This is a genomic window from Flintibacter sp. HCN-6482, assembly GCF_037892565.1.
Lineage (GTDB): Bacteria > Bacillota > Clostridia > Oscillospirales > Oscillospiraceae > Lawsonibacter > Lawsonibacter aceti.
Map to the genome: position 1 here is coordinate 427,692 of NZ_JBBKBK010000001.1, position 17,799 is coordinate 445,490.

The window sequence follows — 17,799 nt, forward strand, 5'->3', positions numbered from 1 at the left end:
TTCGGGAGCGCAACTTCTTCGGACCATTTCCGTCTTGATGGATAGAAACGAAACCGCAAGGAGGAGCTCCCTATGAAAAAACATCGCTATTTTCTTTTCGCCGCCTGCGCCGCACTGGCAGGCTGCGGCCTGTTCCTATGGATGTCATCCGCCGTAAACAGACCCTTTGCTCACCTAGACTCGGCGGATCTCGCCTCCGTCACCGTCCGTCTCTCCCCGCCGGACAAAACGCTTCTTATTCCCGAACCCGGCCAGCTGGTGGAATATCTGAAGGATACCGTAATTTACCAGAGGGACGATTCCTACCAGGATTACTGTGGACAGGCCGTCACCTTCTCTCTCACCATGGCTGATGGCAGCCAGACCAGCGTCATGGCCTTCAGTCCCTTCCTTGTGATCGACGGCGTGGGGTACCGGACCAAACACGAGCCATGCGAGGCCCTCAACCGCTATGCAAATAAGCTGCTAAACGACCCAGCTGCTCCCGTGATTTTAGAAGACCCACCCGCACTGGCCGTCGTCAGCGGCGACGCATCCCTCGGCGCTCTGCTGGGCAGCTATCAATGGCAGAGGAAAGCCGACGGGGATAGCTTTGAGAACATCCTCTCAGACAGTCCCCATCCTCTGGACTGCGGGGAGCTGCTGTCTCCCCTGGACACTGGAGAGCAGACCGCTGTTCTGCGCTTTGCGGAAGCTCCGGACGAAATCTTAAACGTGCGCTGCTGGAGCGAGGCGGATCTGGGCAGCCCGGACGCCGTCGGCCAGCCCGTGGTCCTCCGCGGGAATGAGATCGAGCTGCAGCCAGGCGGCTATATCTACGAGGTCCATGCCGCCTGGGCGCCAGAGAGCGGATATGGAGGTACTGCATCCTACTCTTTTTATGTCAAATCTACCTGGTAACGCAGATGCGGGGCACCCTCTCCCACACCTACGATAAACAGGAATTTTTCAGGGAGAAACCGGCATACTATCACCTGTCGCAGAATTTCAACCGCTCTGGGAGAATGGGATATGAACTTTGGATGCAGCAGCTTTTCCTGGAAAACAAAAGATGGCCGCCACCTTTTAGGCCGGACATATGACCAGCTTGGGGATCTGAGGGCCAACCGGGTTATCTGTGTCCCCAAAGGGTCACCCTGTCTGCCTGGGCTTCAGCCAGCCGGGCGGGAGGTCACGGCACACTATGGCTATACGGGCATGGCGGTGCTGGGATATGGGGAACCCATCCTTGTAGACGGCGTCAATGAGGCCGGACTAATGGGCGCGCTGCTCCACTACCCGGAGTACGCCATTTACCCACCAAAGCCCAGGCCGGACCAGATGGCGGTACATCCAGGCCGTCTGCTGGCATATCTCTTTGGCCTCTGTTCTGGGGTGGAGGAAGTCGCCGCTCTCTTACCCACCGTCGCACTGGTAGACGATCTCTCTCTGGGCAGCCCTCTGCCGGCCCACTATATCTTCAGTGATCGAAGCGGTGAGGCTGCTGTCCTGGAGCCCGACGCCGGCGGGCTGAAGCTCCACCGCCATACTATTGGAGTATTGACCAACAGCCCTGACTATCTCTGGCACAGGACCAATCTGCGGACCTATGTGGGGACCACCAACCTACCAAAACCGCCTCATTCCATCGCAGGGCATGAGATTCGCGCCTTCGGAGAGCGGCTAGGAGGTGGTTTTGGCCTGCCTGGGGACTATACCTCCCCCTCCCGATTTGTCCGTATGGCGTTTATGAAGGAGTTTGCCGTAGAAGGAATAGACGAATTGGACGGAGTATCCCGGATGTTCCGCGCCTTTTCCCCGGTGAACATTCCAGAGGGACTGTCCAGGACGTCCCCGGATGCCGAGGAGTATCAACAGACCCTCTGTATCTCAGTCATGTGCGCCGAAAGCGGCATCTACTATTTTTCCCCCGCGCAAAACCGACGCATCTCCGCCGTCCGACTACCTCGCGGCGCCGGGGCCATTCGACAGTTCCCTCTGGGGGAGCGCCAGGATGTGAATTATAGAAATTGAAAACCGCGCCCCCACAAGGTTAATACCTCGCAGGGGCGCTCTTTTTACGCGGCGATTACCATTTTTTCAATTGGAATCCCTCGCTCATACATCCTGACATAGATGTTCACACACTGTCGGTAGCAGGCGAAACACCGTTGGATTGTATTGGGATCGCTGTATGATTTCCAGAATCCACAGCAAGTAAAATTTTGTCCCCGGTTTTCGATGAAGCCTACCACATCCCTGAGGGGATAACCTAGAAATACACCAATCTCATGTGGAAAATCCGATTGGGCCGACAGGCGCTCCGCCAGCTGGTCCAGCATTTGCTCTGTCCCGCTCCCCCTGTACCCCATCCCCACCAGAAAACCGCGGCGATCCGTCGCTCCTAGGGACTGCTCTAGCTGGCTGCCGCGGTACACATATACCAAGGCGGAGCCGGCCTCTCTCCGCTCCAGCAGTATTCGGACAGACAGGCCGAGGACCTCCAGGCGCTGGTCCCAAAACCGCACCTTCTTCCGCACGTTCTCTAAGTCCTCCGCCGTAATACAGAACAGGCTGCCCGGCTTCAGGCCCGCCAGAGTAGGGGCGCACTGTCTAACTAACATTTCTTCAAATGTCCGATCCATGGGGCGTCTCCTTTCACAGGCAACTCGATAGTAGTTTTCCCCCGAACGGGTCAGATATCCGCTCGGAGGAATCTGTAAGGGAAAGCGGGGAGGGATCTAAATAAGCAGAACAGCGGGGTCCAGTCCTACCAGGCAGCCAGCTTTCTGCCCAGCTCCCGGCACTTCTCCTGGGCACTTGCATCAGGAGTCTCGTTGGCAATCAATCCATTTTCGTCGTAGAGATTGGCGCCATGCTCGTCACACCGCTTGCACCAATCCCGCATCCACTGTCCATCACCCCAACCATAAGATCCAAACAGGGCAATTCTCTTACCGTTCAGGAAGCTTTCTATCCCAGAGAACATGGGATCAAATTCCATCTCCTCCAACACCTCAGCCCCCATAGCGGGACAGCCAAAGGCCACTACGTTGAACTCAGAGAGACGGGCGGTGGAAAAATCGGCCGGCCCCATCAGCGTCACCTCAGCTCCGGCCTCTTTTGCCCCTTCCGCAATACAGTTGGCCATGACCTCTGTGTTCCCGGTGCCGCTCCAATAGACGATTGCTAATTTGTTCATACTTATGCTCGCTCCTTTACTTGAGGCATTCAGACAATGGTTTGTTCTCCGAAGTTAGATATAACTAACCTCCGTTTAAAAAAATAAGGTCCGCCCGTTTCGTGGTTAGTTTATACTAACTTCTTCTAAAGAATAACATAGTATATCTGATCTGTCAATCCCCTTTTCTAAAAAATTTACTTCTCCCCAGAACTGTTGACGACCGCTGAAAAATGACCATATTAGCCATGCATCCTCCTCCGCTCATAGAGCGTTTCTGTTTTGAGCAGAAGTTAGTTCTTTCTAATTTGTTGCTAAATCTCTTACGCATTTTTTGAAATACAAACAAATAGGAGAGGATTTTATGGTAAAAATCATACTGGGAATCGAAGTATGGCCCGCTCTATGTATGAGGCCCATATTAATGAGGCCAACTGTAAGGCCTGCCCCATCAAAAACCATCGGAAAGGCCTGACAGATGTCATCGTCGAGGAGACCCTGAATGATGATACCCTTTGGAATGCTGTGGCGCATGCTGGGTACCGCCTGCTGTCTATGCAGAGCGAGCCATATCAAAAAAGGGGGTGTTTTCGCAAAAGTCGCCAGCCACTGTCTTCCAACTTTTTCCGAGTCTGCCCTAGGCCCTTGCCCAGCAATTCCCAATTTAAATATTTTTCTCCGGCCATATGCGGAAGCAGATCTGTCCATCCCCCTCCGGTCCCTCCATTCTCGAATATTATATGAACGAATTGTATTTCTTTTATGAATTTTAGCACTCACCTCTTGACAGTGCTAAAGTTGGGATTATAATGGGCTTGAACCTTGAGAGAGGGGGCACATGATCCCCTCCCAAAAAGTTCCTCCAGCTCTCTCCAAGGGCCGAGCAAAGTATTCGTTATTTGAATGGAGGAATGAATTATGTCTAACAACAAGTATTTGGCCGAGCGTCTGTTTGATGACTTTTGGGGGGATGGATTTCCCACCGCTCCGATGTGGACTGGTCACGACCCTCTGTATGGCAAGCACGTTAAGAATCTGATGAAGACCGACGTACGGGAAACAGAGAATTCCTATGAGTTGGACATCGATCTGCCTGGCTTCCAGAAAGAGGAAATGACTGTGGAACTTCGAGACGGCTATCTGTCCATCCGTGCCGCAAAGGGACTTGACAAGGAGGAAAAGGACAAAAAAGGCACTTATATTCGTCAGGAGCGTTATACCGGCGCATGCAGCCGCAGCTTCTACGTTGGTGATGTGGAGCCTGAGGAGGTGTCCGCTAAGTATGAAGACGGTATCCTGAAGCTGACGTTGCCCAAGAAGGAAACAAAGGAGCTCCCCCAGCACAACCGGATTGCGATTCAGTGATTCGCGCGCTTCTTAAACTTCCATTTTTCTCTTGTACCTCTCAATACAATATCTAAAAGCCCTCTGCCCATTTTCAAATGGGCAGAGGGCTTTTAGATTATGAAAAAGAACACAAGGCTTTCCTCTGGCAGAATCCGCTTTTCGTCCTTTTTTCCAAAAAGGACATATGAAATGGACAATCAAACCTTAATCTGGAATGTTAAGATATATGACGGCACAGGGGGCCAGCCGATTGCCGGATGCCCCCCTCCGTTTCCGGCCACTCTCTGCCTGCCCGTTCCGCACTATTCAAAGATGGCCCGGGACAACTGCAGCGGCTGTTCGCAGCGGTTGTCGATATCCATTCCATTATCAGAGAAAACTCTGCCCTGGAAATCCGGTGCGATCTCCGTGGGAACCTTGTCCAGTTGCGCCGCAGTCCCGTTATTCCGGAACAGGTTGTATGGATTGGGAAAACTCACTTCGCCACCGCCATCGCTTTCATAATTTGTAACAGGCCGGAAGATCTATTTCTTCACTGCCGATTCTCTGGCGAACCTTTTTGGAGAGAAACAGTAAAGGAACGCTCAATGCGTTCCTCAGCACGTTAAGAAAAACTGGTCTGTATGCCATTGGCGAGATCGGGCTTTGTCCCTCCGCGCAGGGATGCCGCCGGGCTGCTTTCCCAGGTGGTCTCTGACTGCTGCGAGAGGATGAGCCTCCTCATCACTTCACCTTGAGTTCATCCAGTGGAACACAGTCTTTGGGGACAACCGGCTCATCGTCTCGCTCATTGGCCGACTCATCCACTACTCCCATATCATGATCTTCTCTGGAGAGAGCTACCGCTTCATCCAGTCTACGAGCCGTCAGACGAGTGGCGCGTGGTAAGAGCAGACTGTAGGATAAGATCGCCAGTAACTGCGCATTGCAAGGCTTGTGTTCCAATATTCTGCCTGCTAATTGTTCCAGATGGGACCGGCCTTCCTCCCATATGACGTTGCCTGCTGTGCGGATGTTTCTTTCTACAGCTTTCCAATTTGTCCGATACCTCTTTGCTACATCCGGATATACCCATTTTGTTACCAGCATCAGACGGTCCGGATGTTCCGCGCACAACTGTACTGCATAGGCAGTATAGAAGAAGCCTGTATAGTTGGCGGTGACACCAAGACGGTATAGCAGTTCATAGATCTCCATGACCTTCCTCCTCTGCAATGTCTTCCTCTGGTGGGTACGGAACTTTTTTAATCACTTCCGGGCAGTCTTTCTCTATCCCGTCTACAATTTTATCAATGGTATCTGCGGTTGGATTACCTTGTTCCGTGCGATACAGATAAAGATTGGACAGTGATATGTCAAAATCTAATGCTATTTCAGTATAAGTTTTTCCTGTGATTTCCTGATATGCTTGCAGGAGTTCAGAAATATAGCGTCTGACTCTTTTCGCCACAAAAATCTCTCCTCTCGATAATTATGGCAGAAATAGACGCTATGTGACAACTTATATATCGGAATTTTTATCCTCCGGCCATCTTCTTGAAAACGTGGAATTACTACTGAAGTACAAGAAGGGGATCTTCTCTGACCTGATGTTCCCATCCCGGAGCAAGCCGGAGCAGCCCATCGATCCGGGCTATGCGCGAAAGAGGCTCCAGATCATCCTGGAGAGCGCTGGGTGCAAGGGGGCAGATTCTTCCCTGTCTGTGGTAAAATTGTGTTCAAACGAAAAATCACCGCCGATTTGGCGGTGATTTTTCTTAAAAATGGTGGACCTGATCGGATTCGAACCGACGACCCCTACAATGCGAATGTAGTGCGCTCCCAACTGCGCTACAGGCCCATACTCAAATCTGGTCTTCACTATCTGTACAATTGATAGCAGGCTCCTTCTGGAACTATAGCCTGCCAAGCTTTATGATACATCACTTATGTGGCTTTCTTATTATATCAAAATTTTTCCCGTTGTAAAGCCCCAAAATTTCTTTTCTCCTTCTTCCGCTTTCAAGGCACCCAGGCCTCACGCACAAAAAGCAGATCCGCACTATCTTCGTTTTTGTCCAGAATCACTGCCAAAGTTTACAATTTGCTCTTTTTTATCCGTGCGGAGTGTGATATACTAATTAAGATTGTAAATCAATTCTCAGAGCATATCATACACAGAACCGAGAGGTGTTTATCCATATGAGCCTGTTTACCAAACTATTCGGCACTTCCTCCCAGCGGGAATTGAAGTCGATCTATCCCATCGCTGACAAGGTTGACGCCCTGGAGGACGAGTACAAAGCCCTCACCGACGCCCAGCTCCAGGCCAAGACCCCGGAGTTGAAGCAGCGGCTGGCCAACGGGGAAACCCTGGACGATATTCTGCCTGAGGCTTTTGCTGCCTGCCGTGAGGCTGCTTGGCGTGTTCTTGGGATGCGTCCCTACCGGGTCCAGGTAGTAGGCGGCATCGTCCTGCACCAGGGCCGTATCGCTGAGATGAAAACCGGTGAAGGCAAGACCTTGGTGGCCACCCTGCCCGCCTATTTGAACGCCCTGGCCGGAAAGGGCGTCCATGTGGTTACGGTCAATGACTATCTGGCCAAGCGTGACTCCGAATGGATGGGCAAGGTCTTCCGTTTCATGGGCCTTACCGTCGGCCTGGTCATCCACGGGGTCATGGGTGAGGAAAAAAAGGCCGCTTACCGGGCTGACATCACCTATGGCACCAACAACGAGTTCGGCTTTGACTACCTGCGGGACAACATGGCCATCTATTCCCAGGAGCTGGTCCAGCGGGGCCACGCCTTTGCTATCGTGGACGAGGTGGACTCCATCCTCATCGATGAGGCCCGCACCCCCCTAATCATCTCCGGCCAGGGAGAGAAGTCCACCCAGCTCTACACTGTGGTGGACCAGTTTGTCTCCCGGCTAAAATGCCAGCGCATCGCGAAGGTGGATGAAAAAGAGGAAGAGGACGCGGATATCGACGCGGACTATATCGTGGATGAAAAGGCCCGGACCGCCACCCTCACCGCTCCCGGCATCAAAAAGGCGGAGGCCTTCTTCAACATTGAAAACCTGGCTGATCCGGAGAACACCACCCTGTCCCACCACATCAACCAGGCTATCAAGGCCCGGGGCGTGATGAAGAAGGACATCGACTATGTGGTCAAGGATGGCCAGGTCATCATTGTGGACGAGTTCACCGGCCGTCTGATGTTTGGGCGCCGCTACAATGAGGGGCTCCACCAGGCCATCGAGGCCAAGGAGCACGTGGAGGTGGCCAACGAGTCCAAGACTCTGGCTACTATCACCTTCCAAAATTATTTTCGACTGTATGATAAGCTGTCCGGCATGACGGGCACCGCCATGACTGAGCAGGAGGAGTTCGGCACGATCTACGAGCTGGACATCGTGGAGATCCCCACCAACAAGCCTCTGGCCCGTATTGACGACCCCGATGTGGTATATAAAAACGAGGCGGGCAAGCTGAGAGCCATCGTGGCTCAAATCGAGGCCTGCCACGCCAAGGGCCAGCCAGTGCTGGTAGGCACTATCTCTATCGAGAAATCGGAAGAGCTGTCTGAGATCCTCAAGCGTAAGGGCATTAAACACAATGTGCTCAACGCCAAGAACCATGAGAAGGAAGCGGAGATCGTCGCCCAGGCTGGCAAATTTGGCGCTGTCACCGTAGCTACCAATATGGCTGGCCGCGGCACTGACATCATGCTGGGCGGCAATGCCGAGTTTTTGGCTAAGGCTGATCTGCGTAGGGCTGGCATGACCGATGAGCTCATCGCTGAAGCCACCGGCTTTGCTGAGACAGACAATCAGGATATTTTGGACGCCCGCAAGCAGTTCTCCCAGGCGGAGGCCAAGTACAAAGAGGAGATCCGGGATGAGGCGGACAAGGTCCGTCAGGCGGGCGGCCTGTTCATCCTCGGTACCGAGCGCCACGAGTCCCGGCGCATTGACAACCAGCTTCGTGGCCGCGCTGGTCGTCAGGGTGACCCCGGCGAGACCCGCTTCTTCCTGTCCCTGGAGGATGACATCATGCGCCTGTTCGGCTCTGAGCGGGTGATGAACATGATGGAGAAGCTGGGCGTGGACGAGGATACCCCCATCGACGCCAAAATGCTGTCCGGCGCCATCGAAAACGCTCAAAAGCAGGTGGAATCCCGGAATTTTCAGACTCGTAAAAACGTTCTGCAATATGACGACGTGATGAACACCCAGCGTGAGGTCATCTACAAACAGCGCCGCCAGGTCCTGGACGGTGAGGACCTACAGAATTCCATTCAGAACATGCTCCACTCTATGGTAGAAGGGGCTATCCAAGGCCATATGGGAGAACAGCGCCACATGACTGCCCAGGACTTCCACGAGGCCACTGCCCCCTTCCGCACCATGTTCCCTCTACCCCAGCTGTCTGACCAGGATCTGGAACAGTATGACGCCCAGGGGCTGGTAGAGTTGGTATCCAACACCGCCCGTGAGTTTTACGCCCAAAAGGAGCAGGAATTTGGCTCCCCTATTATGCGGGAGTTGGAGCGGGTCATTATGCTCCGGGTGGTGGACGAGTACTGGATGGACCACATCGACGCCATGACCGAACTGCGCCAGGGCATCGGACTGCGGTCCTACGCCCAGACTGATCCCGTGGTGGCCTATAAGAAGGAAGGCTACGAAATGTTCGAGGCCATGGTGGCCGCTATCCAGGAGGAAACGCTCCGCCGCCTGTTCCTGGTCCGCCTGCGCAAGAACGAAGAAGTCAAGCGGGAACGGGTGGCCAAAGTCACCAGCGAGAGCGGGGCCGACGACGGCACCGTCCAGAAGCGCCCGGTGAAAAAGGTCATCAAGATCGGCCGCAACGACCCCTGCCCCTGCGGATCTGGGTTGAAATGGAAGAAGTGTACCTGTAAGGAGTATCACCCCGATCAGCAGTAAGTCATTGGTATTTGGTCTGAAAGGAAAACAGCATAAGTAGCATTACCCAGAGCGGCTATCTCAAAAAAGCAAAAACGAGGCCCGGAACCGACGGTTCCGGGCCTCGTTTTTGCTTATTCTTTTCTCTCATCTACTCCCTGTTTTCTAATCCACGCCGTAGCGGCAGACAGCAGGGACAGCATGAGCAGGTTTGGCGGGATAAAAAGATTGACCGCTGGATTTGACAACCCAAACGCCACCAGAAAAAAGGCCAACAGGCCGGTGTACATCCCCCATGTCCCCCAGAAGCAGGCCAGAACAGGGTGCTTTTTACACCGGAGCGTCAGCCAGCCCCACACCCAGAAGGGCACACTGTATACCAATGCGTCGTCCAGCCCCCATCCCTTGAGGAAAAAAACCAGCATAAAACAGAGCAGTCCAAATACGATTAAAATCAGCCCGATTATGGTCCGCACATCTCGACGACTGTTTTCCCTCTGGATGACGACGGTGGGCTGGGATAGGTCTGCCGTCGGTTCCGCACCCCGGACCAGTTGGTCCAGGGAGGTTTCGAACAGCTCGCACATCTTGACCAGCTTATCCAGATCAGGCACACTGGCGTCTGTTTCCCACTTGGACACACTCTGTCTTGAAACCCCCAAGGCGTCGGCCAGGTCGGTCTGGGACAGGTGGTGGGCGGTGCGCTGGGCACAGATGCGCTCCCCCAACGTCATATGACATCAAACCTTTCCTATGAGATGGTCTCAGTTTACTCCAGTCGGAGGGGATATGTACACCAAGTTGGCTTGGAAAATACGCAACTGCCAGTTGCACCGTCCTCGCAAGCCCCACATCCCTCGCTTTGCCCATCGGCCAGCGCTCACTCATTCCGCTGTTCCTTCTCTCCAAACCGCGTCCACTTTGTTGGGCCGCAGTTTGAGGTCGCCTTCGGTATCCCAAAGCCAATGCTACGTCAATTTCGTTCCCACGCCGGGGATGAGACTGACCAGCCAAGCGAATGGGATGGACAGCAGGAAGAACACCAACGCAAAGAAGGGCACCGAGATCACCGGAGAGAAGTCCAGAACAGAAAACCCGAACCAACGGAACACCAGCACCCAGAGCTGATGAAACAGATAGATGCCAAAGGCGTAGGAACCAAGCTCATACACCGAGCGGCGGCGGGATCGCTCCTCGCTGATGCCCAGCACATAGCGAAACAGGGCACAGAGGGCCAAGGCGGTGAGGACCACATTGGGCGAAGTATAGAGATACCACAGCTCCCTTCCTCCCCCGAAAAGGGTATTCCCCATCAGGGTGAACACCATGCCCAAAATACCCAGGAGATAGAGGATAAACTCCGGCACTCGCCCGATGGTATAATGGCGCAGATACCAGCCCGCCACATAGCAGCCCACCCACCCCAGCACCAGATGGACCCGTAGGCGCTCCAGCTGGGCCGCGAGCAAGCTATTCGGATGGAAGGCCGACCACAGAGGGAGCAGAGAGGCAAAGAGGAAGCACAGAATCAGGAAGTACCGGATCTCTCCCCTGCTGGCAGACGAGGTAAACCGGTGGATCACCGGGTGAACCAGGTAGAGGCCAATGAGGGGGTAGAGCACCCAAAGGTGGTGGTAGGTATTCCCCTTAGCGGCGGATACCAGAGCGGCCCATACTCCCGACCAGGACAGCGCACCGCCCCCCAGCAGGTGGGCAGCCACCGCATACAGGGCCCCCCAGAATACCAGCAGGCACAAGGCCGGAAGGGCCAGTCCCAGCATCGACGAGGCGAGACGGGGCTTCCCCTCCTCCAGAGCGAACATCCCCCAAAGCATGAACAGGGCTGGGACCGTCCAAGATGTGAGGCCCTCATAGACGGACAAGACCTGCCATGGGCCGGAGCCCACGGCCACACCTCCCTGCCCCTCCTGAGCCAGCAGGAGCATGATGGCGCACAGCACAGTGAAGGCCCGGAAAAAACCGGGCCAGCCCAGATTGCGATCTCCCTTCGCCATCACTTTGCCTCCGGCACGATCTCGATCCAATACCCGTCCGGGTCGGAGATGAAATAGATGCCCATGGCGGGATTCTCAAAACAGATGCAGCCCATCGCCTTGTGCTTTTCATACATGGCGTCATAGTCGTCTGCGCGGAAGGCCAGGTGGAATTCGCACTCCCCCAGATCATAGGGTGTGGTCCGGTCCCGGAGCCAGGTCAGCTCCAGGGTGAAATCGCTGCCGGCCTCGTCCCCCAGGTAGACCAGCTTGAAGGAGCCGTCAGCTCCCTCCTTCTCCCGCACCGGGGTCAGATTCAGCGCCTGTTTGTAAAAGGCCAGGCTCCTGTCCAAGTCCAGGACATTGAAATTGAAATGATAAAATTTTGTCACGCAAATTCCTCCTTGATAGGGGCCAGCAGGCCCGGATACACTCACTTTGCCTTCTTATCGATCCATTCGGTTCTGAATTTCGAATAGACGATTTTCTGCTCGCTGTACAGTCCATAGTAGCCGGACAGCATATAGGCCACTCCGATACACAGGGCGTGGAGGGAAAGGCCCTCGCCCCCGAAAAGCTCAAAGGCCAGCATCAGGGCGCTCATGGGGCAGTTGGTAGCTCCACAGAAAACGGCCGCCATCCCCAAGGCCCCGGAAAAACCGTGGGGCAGTCCCAGCAGCGGTCCGGCCCAGGTACCAAAGGCGCAGCCGGTAAACAGGACAGGTACGATCTCTCCGCCTCGAAATCCGGCCCCCAGGGTAAGAGCGGTAAACAATATTTTAAGTAAAAAAGCCTCCGGAATGGTTTCTCCAGCCAGCATCCGCCGGATGACCGGGTCCCCCGCTCCGTTGTAGTCCTGATTGCCCACCAGCAGTGTCAGGGCCAGCACCAGCAGGGCCCCCACGGTCACTCGAAGCATGGTGCTGGGAAAATACTTCTGATACAGGCGGGGGGAGGCGTGCATCACTTTGCAGAACAGGATGGAAACCAGAGCGCACAGCACCCCCAGAACGGCTGTCTGGACCATAGTGGCGGGCCCCAACAGCGCCGCCGGACCGATCTCATACCCATGGCTGTGGATGCCGCAGAGCTGGGCTACCTGGAGGGACACCAGGGCGGCAGACACACAGGGGACAATGGCGGCGTAGTACATCACACCCACACTGACCACCTCCATGGCGAAGATGGCTGCCGTCAGCGGCGTGCCAAACAGGGCGGAGAAGGCGGCGGCCATGCCGCACATGACCATCACCCGGCCGTCCTTCTGGTCCAGCCTTATCTGCCGGCCCACAAAAGCGGCCAGGGAGCCGCCCAGTTGGAGAGCTGCCCCCTCTCTGCCGGCGGATCCCCCCACAAGGTGCGTGATGATGGTGGATAGGAAGATCAGGGGGGCGGTGCGCAACTTCATAGGCTCCGCCTCCCGCACGGCCACCAGCACCAGGTTTGTCCCCCGGTCCCGCTCCATGTGACAGATGCGGTAGATCAGTACGATGGACACACCACCTGCGGGCAGCAGCCATACCACCCGCGGCACCTCTCCCCGCAGCTGGGTGGCCCAGTCTATCCCATAGTAAAAGGCCACGCCCACCACGCCCACCAGCACCCCGATGGAGCAGGCGTACAGGAGCCACTTCAGGAAGGAGATTCCCTCCTCTATGTGCCCCCTGACCCGGTCTGACGGCTGATACACTTCTTTCTCCCCCCTGGAGCGGCCTACATACCACCTGCCGCTTCCCGCTCGATACTCCAAATTATATCATAGAACATCGGCTTTTGCATCGGTTTTTTCCAGTCTCCTGGCAAAAGCAGGGCCCCACACACCTCCCAATTACCCTTTGGACAGATTTTAGACATTTAGATATAAATAACCTCCCCCAGTCAAAATGACGAGGAGAGGTATCTGCGCCGATAACAACTGATAGAGAATTATTCAGCATCTTGATTCGCTGGAGTTTTTAATGTAATGCCGTATACCGTATTTATTTGTAGCGGGTCGCTTTCCGCTATCTCACCATTATAGTACACAACAATTTCATCGCCAACAGATATATCGGTATAGCTGTCTTTGTTTTCCACATCTAAAGAAACTTTACAACTTGCCCCGTTAGGATATCCCTGTGTATTGATATAGATGATAATTGCGTTATCTCTTACTTCTTCCACAGTTCCGGTAATACTTGGCTCATTTTCTATGATATAATTCATGGTTCGATTGTCGCAGCCCGCTAATCCTAATATGCAGACCAAAGTCAAAAAAAGTGCTGTCCATCTTTTCATATTCATACCCCATAAAATCCAGTTTATCTTTATATTTACTGTATCCTATTTTTCTGATTTATTCAATACTCAGTGAAAAGGACGGAGTAAAAACCCATCAGTCCAAATGTAAACAGGGAGCCCACACAGACGCCCCTTGCATAACGCTGATAGATGTGCTATCATTTATTTTATATTCTTATCTATTAAGGGGGAATTTCCGTGGTTGGGGACCATATATGGCCCATCCTATTTGCTGTTAGTCTGCTGGTCAACGTACTCCTGCTGGCCCGCAAGCCGCTCCTGAGGCTGCTTCGCCGTGAGGACGAGGTATCCGAGGACGAGATCATGGCCATGGTGGAGGAGGGCGAGGAGTCCGGCGCCATCCAGTCCAACGAAAAAGAGCTCATTGAGAATATCTTTGAATTCAACAACATCACCGCGGAGGATGTCATGATCCACCGCACCGACATGGTGACCCTGGCATTGGATGAGGAGGAGGACGTCATTCTGGACACCATCCGCCAGTCCGGACTGTCCCGATTCCCGGTTTATCAAAACGACGTAGACGATATTGTGGGTATTCTATCCACCCGGGAATATCTGCTCAACTTCCACCTGCCCGATCCCAAACCCATTCGTGAGCTGCTCCGCACCGCCTATTTTGTCCCCGAAAGTGTGCCCGCCGATGTGCTGTTCCGGGATATGCAGGGGAAAAAGACCCACATGGCCCTGGTGGTGGACGAGTACGGCGGAACCAGCGGCTTGGTCACTCTGGAGGACCTGCTGGAGGAGCTGGTGGGCAACATCTACGACGAATTTGACCCCCAAGAGGAGCAGGATATCATCCGTCTGGAGGACAACAAGTGGCGTGTGTCCGGCTCCGCCGACCTGGAAGAGCTGGCCGAGGCCCTTGACTTGGACCTGTCCGACGAGGACCTGGATTATGATACGCTGGGCGGCCTGGTGTTTTCCCAGCTCTCCGTCATCCCAGATGACGGCAGCCGGCCCATAGTGGAGGCCCTGGGACTGCGTATCCAGGTGGAGGAACTGTGTGACCGCCGGGTGGAGTGGGCGCTGGTTGAAAAACTGGAGCAGCAAGTCCCCACCGGAGAGCCAGCCCCCAATAAATGACCTTTCTTTCAGGCGGAATAGTCTTGCTCCAGGGCTGTTCCGCCTGATTCTTTTCCATCAACAGAAGGAGGAATTTCTATGGACGCCCCCATCCAGGCCGTCTCCCTGACCAGAAAGCCGGGCGGTCCACTGGCCCCCACCGCTCCCTTTGGGCTGGAGCGGGCCCGCACGGCCCAGCGATTTCACGCCAGCTTCCCCCAGTATGCCCCCACTCCCCTAGCCAGCCTGAACCGTCTGGCCGCCCATCTCGGAGTGGCGGCCATCCATGTGAAGGATGAAAGCCGGCGGTTCTCTCTCAACGCCTTTAAGGTGTTGGGCGGGAGCTACGCCATAGGGCGCTATATTGCCCGGGAGCTGGGGCTGGCGCCGGAGGATCTGACCTTCTCTCTGCTCACCTCCCCCCATGTCCGGGATTGGCTGGGCCAGCTCACCTTTGCCACCGCCACCGACGGGAACCACGGTCGAGGGGTGGCCTGGACCGCCGCCCAGCTGGGCCATCGGTCCGTGGTCCGGATGCCCAAGGGCAGCTCCCCGGAGCGGCTGGCCAATATCCGGGCTCTGGGGGCAGACGCCTCTGTCACGGACCTGAACTATGACGACACCGTCCGCCTGGTCCAGCAGCAGGCTCAGGAACAGGGCTGGGTAGTGATTCAGGACACAGCCTGGGAGGGTTATTGGGATATCCCCGCCTGGATTATGGAGGGCTACACCACCATGGCCCTTGAGGCGGTCCGCCAGTTGGAGGACCGCCCTCCCACCCACCTTTTCCTTCAGGCTGGAGTAGGCGCGATGGCCGGGAGCCTGGCCGCCTTTTTCGCTGACTTCTACGGCCAGGACCGTCCCAAAGTCGTCATCGTGGAGCCCCACCGGGCCAACTGTCTGTTCCATACGGCCCAGGCCAATGACGGCCAGCTCCATCGCGTGGATGGGGCGCTGGACACGATTATGGCCGGTCTGGCCTGTGGAGAGCCCTGCTCTATCTCCTGGGATATCCTGCGGGACCACGCGGACCATTTTCTCTCTGTTCCAGACTATGTGGCCGCTCAGGGAATGCGGGTGCTGGGCGCTCCCCTGCCCGGCGATCCCCAGGTCATCTCCGGTGAAAGCGGTGCCGCCACCCTCGGTCTTGTGACCGAAGTTCTGCGCCGAAAGGACCTGGCTCCGCTCAAGGAAGCCCTGGGCCTGGGCAAAGCTTCCCGAATCCTCTGCTTTTCCACAGAGGGGGATACGGACCGGGAAAACTACCGCAACATCCTATGGGACGGTCTGTGGCCCCACCCATCAAAATAAGGAAAAGGAATGGACGGCCCAAAGCCGTCCATTCCTTTTCCTTTCCTATCCTGCTATCCGCCGTGTTGATCACCCTCTCGACACGGTTCTGACGGAGGAACCCGTCAGCGTCACCTTGCTGCAGATACCCTCCTGACGAAAGCAATCGGCAACGGCAGGTTGGGCTTCTATCCTTCTGTTGACGCACTCCCCGGCTTGTCCTCCTTCAGTGGGATCAGGAAGGTAATGCGAGTCCCCACATCCACCCTGGACACTACCTCAAACCAACCGCCGTGGCGGTCCACGATCCACTTGGCGATGGACAGTCCCAGACCCGTCCCTCCGGTCTTTCTGTCGCGGGACTGGTCGGTGCGGTAGAATCGTTCGAAGATGTGGGGGATGCCATCGGGAGGGATCCCCATGCCCTCGTCCTGGACGGTCACTCTTGCATACCCCTGATTGTGGGACACCCGCAGATATACCCTGCCTTCGGGTGGGCTGTACTTGAGGCTGTTGTCCATCAGGATGCGCAGCAGCTGCTTCATCAGCCCCGGATCGGCGTATACTCTTACCGGCTCTCCCTCCCAACAGGGAATGAGAAGCCGGTCAGGATGAATCATCTCCTCCTCCCGCAGCACCTCACCGGCCAGGGCTATCAGGTCCACCCGCTCCCTCTTCACCGGCTGGGAATCGTTATCCCCCCGCGCTAAGAAAAGGAGCTGCTCCACCAGCCGCTCCATGGCCTGGGCCTCGGAGCGGATGGCGTCGATGGACTCTTGAAGGGCCTCCGGGTCCGACTTGCCCCACCGGTCCAGCAAGGCGGCATATCCCTGGATCACCGCGATGGGGGTACGCAGCTCATGGCTGGCGTCGGACACAAACCGCATCTGGGCGCTGTACGCCTGGTTCACCCGGTCCATCATCTCGTTGATGGCCTGGGCCAGAGAGCGCAGCTCCTTCTGGGTCGCGGGCAGGTCGATGCGGCTGTCCAGATGGGTGGCATCGATCTTATCCAGCTTGTCAGCCAGGCTCTCCAGCTCCCGTTTAGACATGTGCGTCATGGAGTTGAGGCGGGCCGCGGTGGCGGCTAGGTCCTGGATAGGCCGGAGCACCTTTCTGATCGACCGCTTATTGCGGAACAGCCCGGTGACCAGGGACAAAAATTGGCATATCAGCAGAACGACTCCCGCCCAATAGCCTGTCCCGGCGATGCCGGACAGATCCACTGTGATGGCGTAGGGCTGGTCCCCATAGTACAGCTCAATGGTGTAGTAGCTGGTCAAATCCCACATACGGTAGCCATCGGCGGTCTCCTGGGCCACCGCCCCCGGCAGCCATGAGAAGCTGGAGGACGGCTGGCCCTCTGGCGGACGGTCCAGAGGGGTGATGGTATAGTCCCCCTTCTCCATCCAGGGGATGGCCTCCACCGTCGGGACACCCCGTTCCTCCACCAGAGCCGCCACGCCGGCGCACCGGTTCTCCGCGTAATAGAATACGCCCGCAGTGGCCATGGCCGCCAGCAGCAGATCCATCACCAGAAAAATCGTAAGCTGGCGCAGGAAAAAGCCGAAATTTAGCCGAAATACCAGAGAGGAATCCCGAGCGGCGGCAATGGGGTCCGCCGGCGGGGGGGATTGAAAACGGTGCTTTTTCCGGGCCATAGGCACGCCTCCTCTCTGTGCGGTCTGTTCTTTTCAGGGCCTGTACGCACCCATTTTCTCTGTAAAACGG

17 protein-coding genes, 1 tRNA gene and 1 pseudogene are annotated in these 17,799 nt (G+C 55.7%); 7 read left to right on the forward strand and 12 right to left on the reverse strand.

The window, feature by feature from the left end; translation table 11 throughout:
• The first annotated feature begins 72 nt into the window (after positions 1-72).
• On the forward strand, positions 73-900 hold the full coding sequence (locus tag WKS99_RS02085) for a hypothetical protein (RefSeq protein WP_340405242.1): 828 nt from the start codon (positions 73-75) through the stop codon (positions 898-900).
• Between the two features lie 111 nt (positions 901-1,011).
• Entirely contained in the window at positions 1,012-2,013 is a 1,002-nt protein-coding gene (locus WKS99_RS02090; RefSeq protein WP_186852766.1) for a linear amide C-N hydrolase, read from the forward strand.
• Positions 2,014-2,057: 44 nt separating this feature from the next.
• Here the strand turns inward: WKS99_RS02090 and WKS99_RS02095 are convergent, their stop codons facing one another.
• Positions 2,058-2,624: a DUF3793 family protein gene (locus tag WKS99_RS02095; protein ID WP_147570759.1), complete on the reverse strand. Its 567-nt coding sequence runs from the start codon at positions 2,622-2,624 to the stop codon at positions 2,058-2,060.
• Between the two features lie 125 nt (positions 2,625-2,749).
• Complete coding sequence (locus WKS99_RS02100; RefSeq protein WP_240287027.1) at positions 2,750-3,181, reverse strand: flavodoxin; 432 nt, start codon at positions 3,179-3,181, stop codon at positions 2,750-2,752.
• A gap of 897 nt (positions 3,182-4,078) precedes the next feature.
• Between WKS99_RS02100 and WKS99_RS02105 the strand changes: the two genes are divergently transcribed.
• The gene (locus WKS99_RS02105) at positions 4,079-4,525 is read left to right on the forward strand and encodes an Hsp20/alpha crystallin family protein (protein WP_147570761.1); all 447 of its coding nucleotides are present in this window, start codon (positions 4,079-4,081) and stop codon (positions 4,523-4,525) included.
• A 284-nt stretch (positions 4,526-4,809) separates the two neighbouring features.
• Here the strand turns inward: WKS99_RS02105 and WKS99_RS02110 are convergent, their stop codons facing one another.
• Complete coding sequence (locus WKS99_RS02110; RefSeq protein ID WP_240287025.1) at positions 4,810-4,986, reverse strand: hypothetical protein; 177 nt, start codon at positions 4,984-4,986, stop codon at positions 4,810-4,812.
• A gap of 310 nt (positions 4,987-5,296) precedes the next feature.
• On the opposite strand from WKS99_RS02110, the gene WKS99_RS13405 reads away from it, so the two are divergent.
• Positions 5,297-5,395, forward strand: a complete 99-nt coding sequence (locus WKS99_RS13405) for a hypothetical protein (RefSeq protein WP_366460989.1) — start codon at positions 5,297-5,299, stop codon at positions 5,393-5,395.
• Between the two features lie 69 nt (positions 5,396-5,464).
• Here WKS99_RS13405 and WKS99_RS13410 read toward each other — a convergent pair.
• The 3 genes and pseudogenes from WKS99_RS13410 to WKS99_RS02125 all read right to left on the reverse strand — a co-directional run.
• A pseudogene (locus WKS99_RS13410) lies at positions 5,465-5,704 on the reverse strand (sporulation initiation factor Spo0A C-terminal domain-containing protein); the annotation flags it as partial.
• Positions 5,691-5,957, reverse strand: coding sequence for a hypothetical protein (locus WKS99_RS02120; protein ID WP_240287021.1), 267 nt, complete (start codon positions 5,955-5,957; stop codon positions 5,691-5,693). The pseudogene WKS99_RS13410 and the gene WKS99_RS02120, both read right to left, overlap by 14 nt.
• A gap of 314 nt (positions 5,958-6,271) precedes the next feature.
• Positions 6,272-6,347: transfer RNA gene (locus tag WKS99_RS02125), tRNA-Ala, on the reverse strand.
• A 341-nt stretch (positions 6,348-6,688) separates the two neighbouring features.
• Between WKS99_RS02125 and secA the strand changes: the two genes are divergently transcribed.
• Positions 6,689-9,436 carry a preprotein translocase subunit SecA gene (secA, locus tag WKS99_RS02130; RefSeq protein WP_186852769.1) on the forward strand — a complete coding sequence of 916 codons (2,748 nt, stop codon included), beginning with the start codon at positions 6,689-6,691 and terminating at the stop codon, positions 9,434-9,436.
• Positions 9,437-9,549: 113 nt separating this feature from the next.
• On the opposite strand, the gene WKS99_RS02135 is transcribed toward secA, so the two are convergent.
• From WKS99_RS02135 to WKS99_RS02155, 5 genes are all read right to left on the reverse strand, one after another.
• Positions 9,550-10,149, reverse strand: coding sequence for a helix-turn-helix domain-containing protein (locus WKS99_RS02135; protein ID WP_340405243.1), 600 nt, complete (start codon positions 10,147-10,149; stop codon positions 9,550-9,552).
• Positions 10,150-10,383: 234 nt separating this feature from the next.
• Positions 10,384-11,430, reverse strand: a complete 1,047-nt coding sequence (locus tag WKS99_RS02140; protein WP_340405244.1) for an acyltransferase — start codon at positions 11,428-11,430, stop codon at positions 10,384-10,386.
• Complete coding sequence (locus WKS99_RS02145) at positions 11,430-11,801, reverse strand: VOC family protein (RefSeq protein WP_147570798.1); 372 nt, start codon at positions 11,799-11,801, stop codon at positions 11,430-11,432. Before WKS99_RS02145 ends, WKS99_RS02140 begins: the two co-directional genes overlap by 1 nt.
• A gap of 41 nt (positions 11,802-11,842) precedes the next feature.
• Complete coding sequence (locus WKS99_RS02150) at positions 11,843-13,099, reverse strand: chloride channel protein (protein WP_262669306.1); 1,257 nt, start codon at positions 13,097-13,099, stop codon at positions 11,843-11,845.
• A gap of 236 nt (positions 13,100-13,335) precedes the next feature.
• A complete protein-coding gene (locus WKS99_RS02155) occupies positions 13,336-13,686 on the reverse strand; it encodes a hypothetical protein (protein ID WP_186852773.1) in 351 nt (116 codons plus the stop codon).
• A gap of 201 nt (positions 13,687-13,887) precedes the next feature.
• On the opposite strand from WKS99_RS02155, the gene WKS99_RS02160 reads away from it, so the two are divergent.
• Complete coding sequence (locus WKS99_RS02160; RefSeq protein ID WP_240287009.1) at positions 13,888-14,799, forward strand: hemolysin family protein; 912 nt, start codon at positions 13,888-13,890, stop codon at positions 14,797-14,799.
• Between the two features lie 78 nt (positions 14,800-14,877).
• Positions 14,878-16,089, forward strand: coding sequence for a diaminopropionate ammonia-lyase (gene dpaL / locus WKS99_RS02165; protein WP_340405245.1), 1,212 nt, complete (start codon positions 14,878-14,880; stop codon positions 16,087-16,089).
• Positions 16,090-16,256: 167 nt separating this feature from the next.
• On the opposite strand, the gene WKS99_RS02170 is transcribed toward dpaL, so the two are convergent.
• Positions 16,257-17,729 carry a HAMP domain-containing sensor histidine kinase gene (locus WKS99_RS02170; RefSeq protein ID WP_340405246.1) on the reverse strand — a complete coding sequence of 491 codons (1,473 nt, stop codon included), beginning with the start codon at positions 17,727-17,729 and terminating at the stop codon, positions 16,257-16,259.
• Positions 17,730-17,799: the final 70 nt, after the last annotated feature.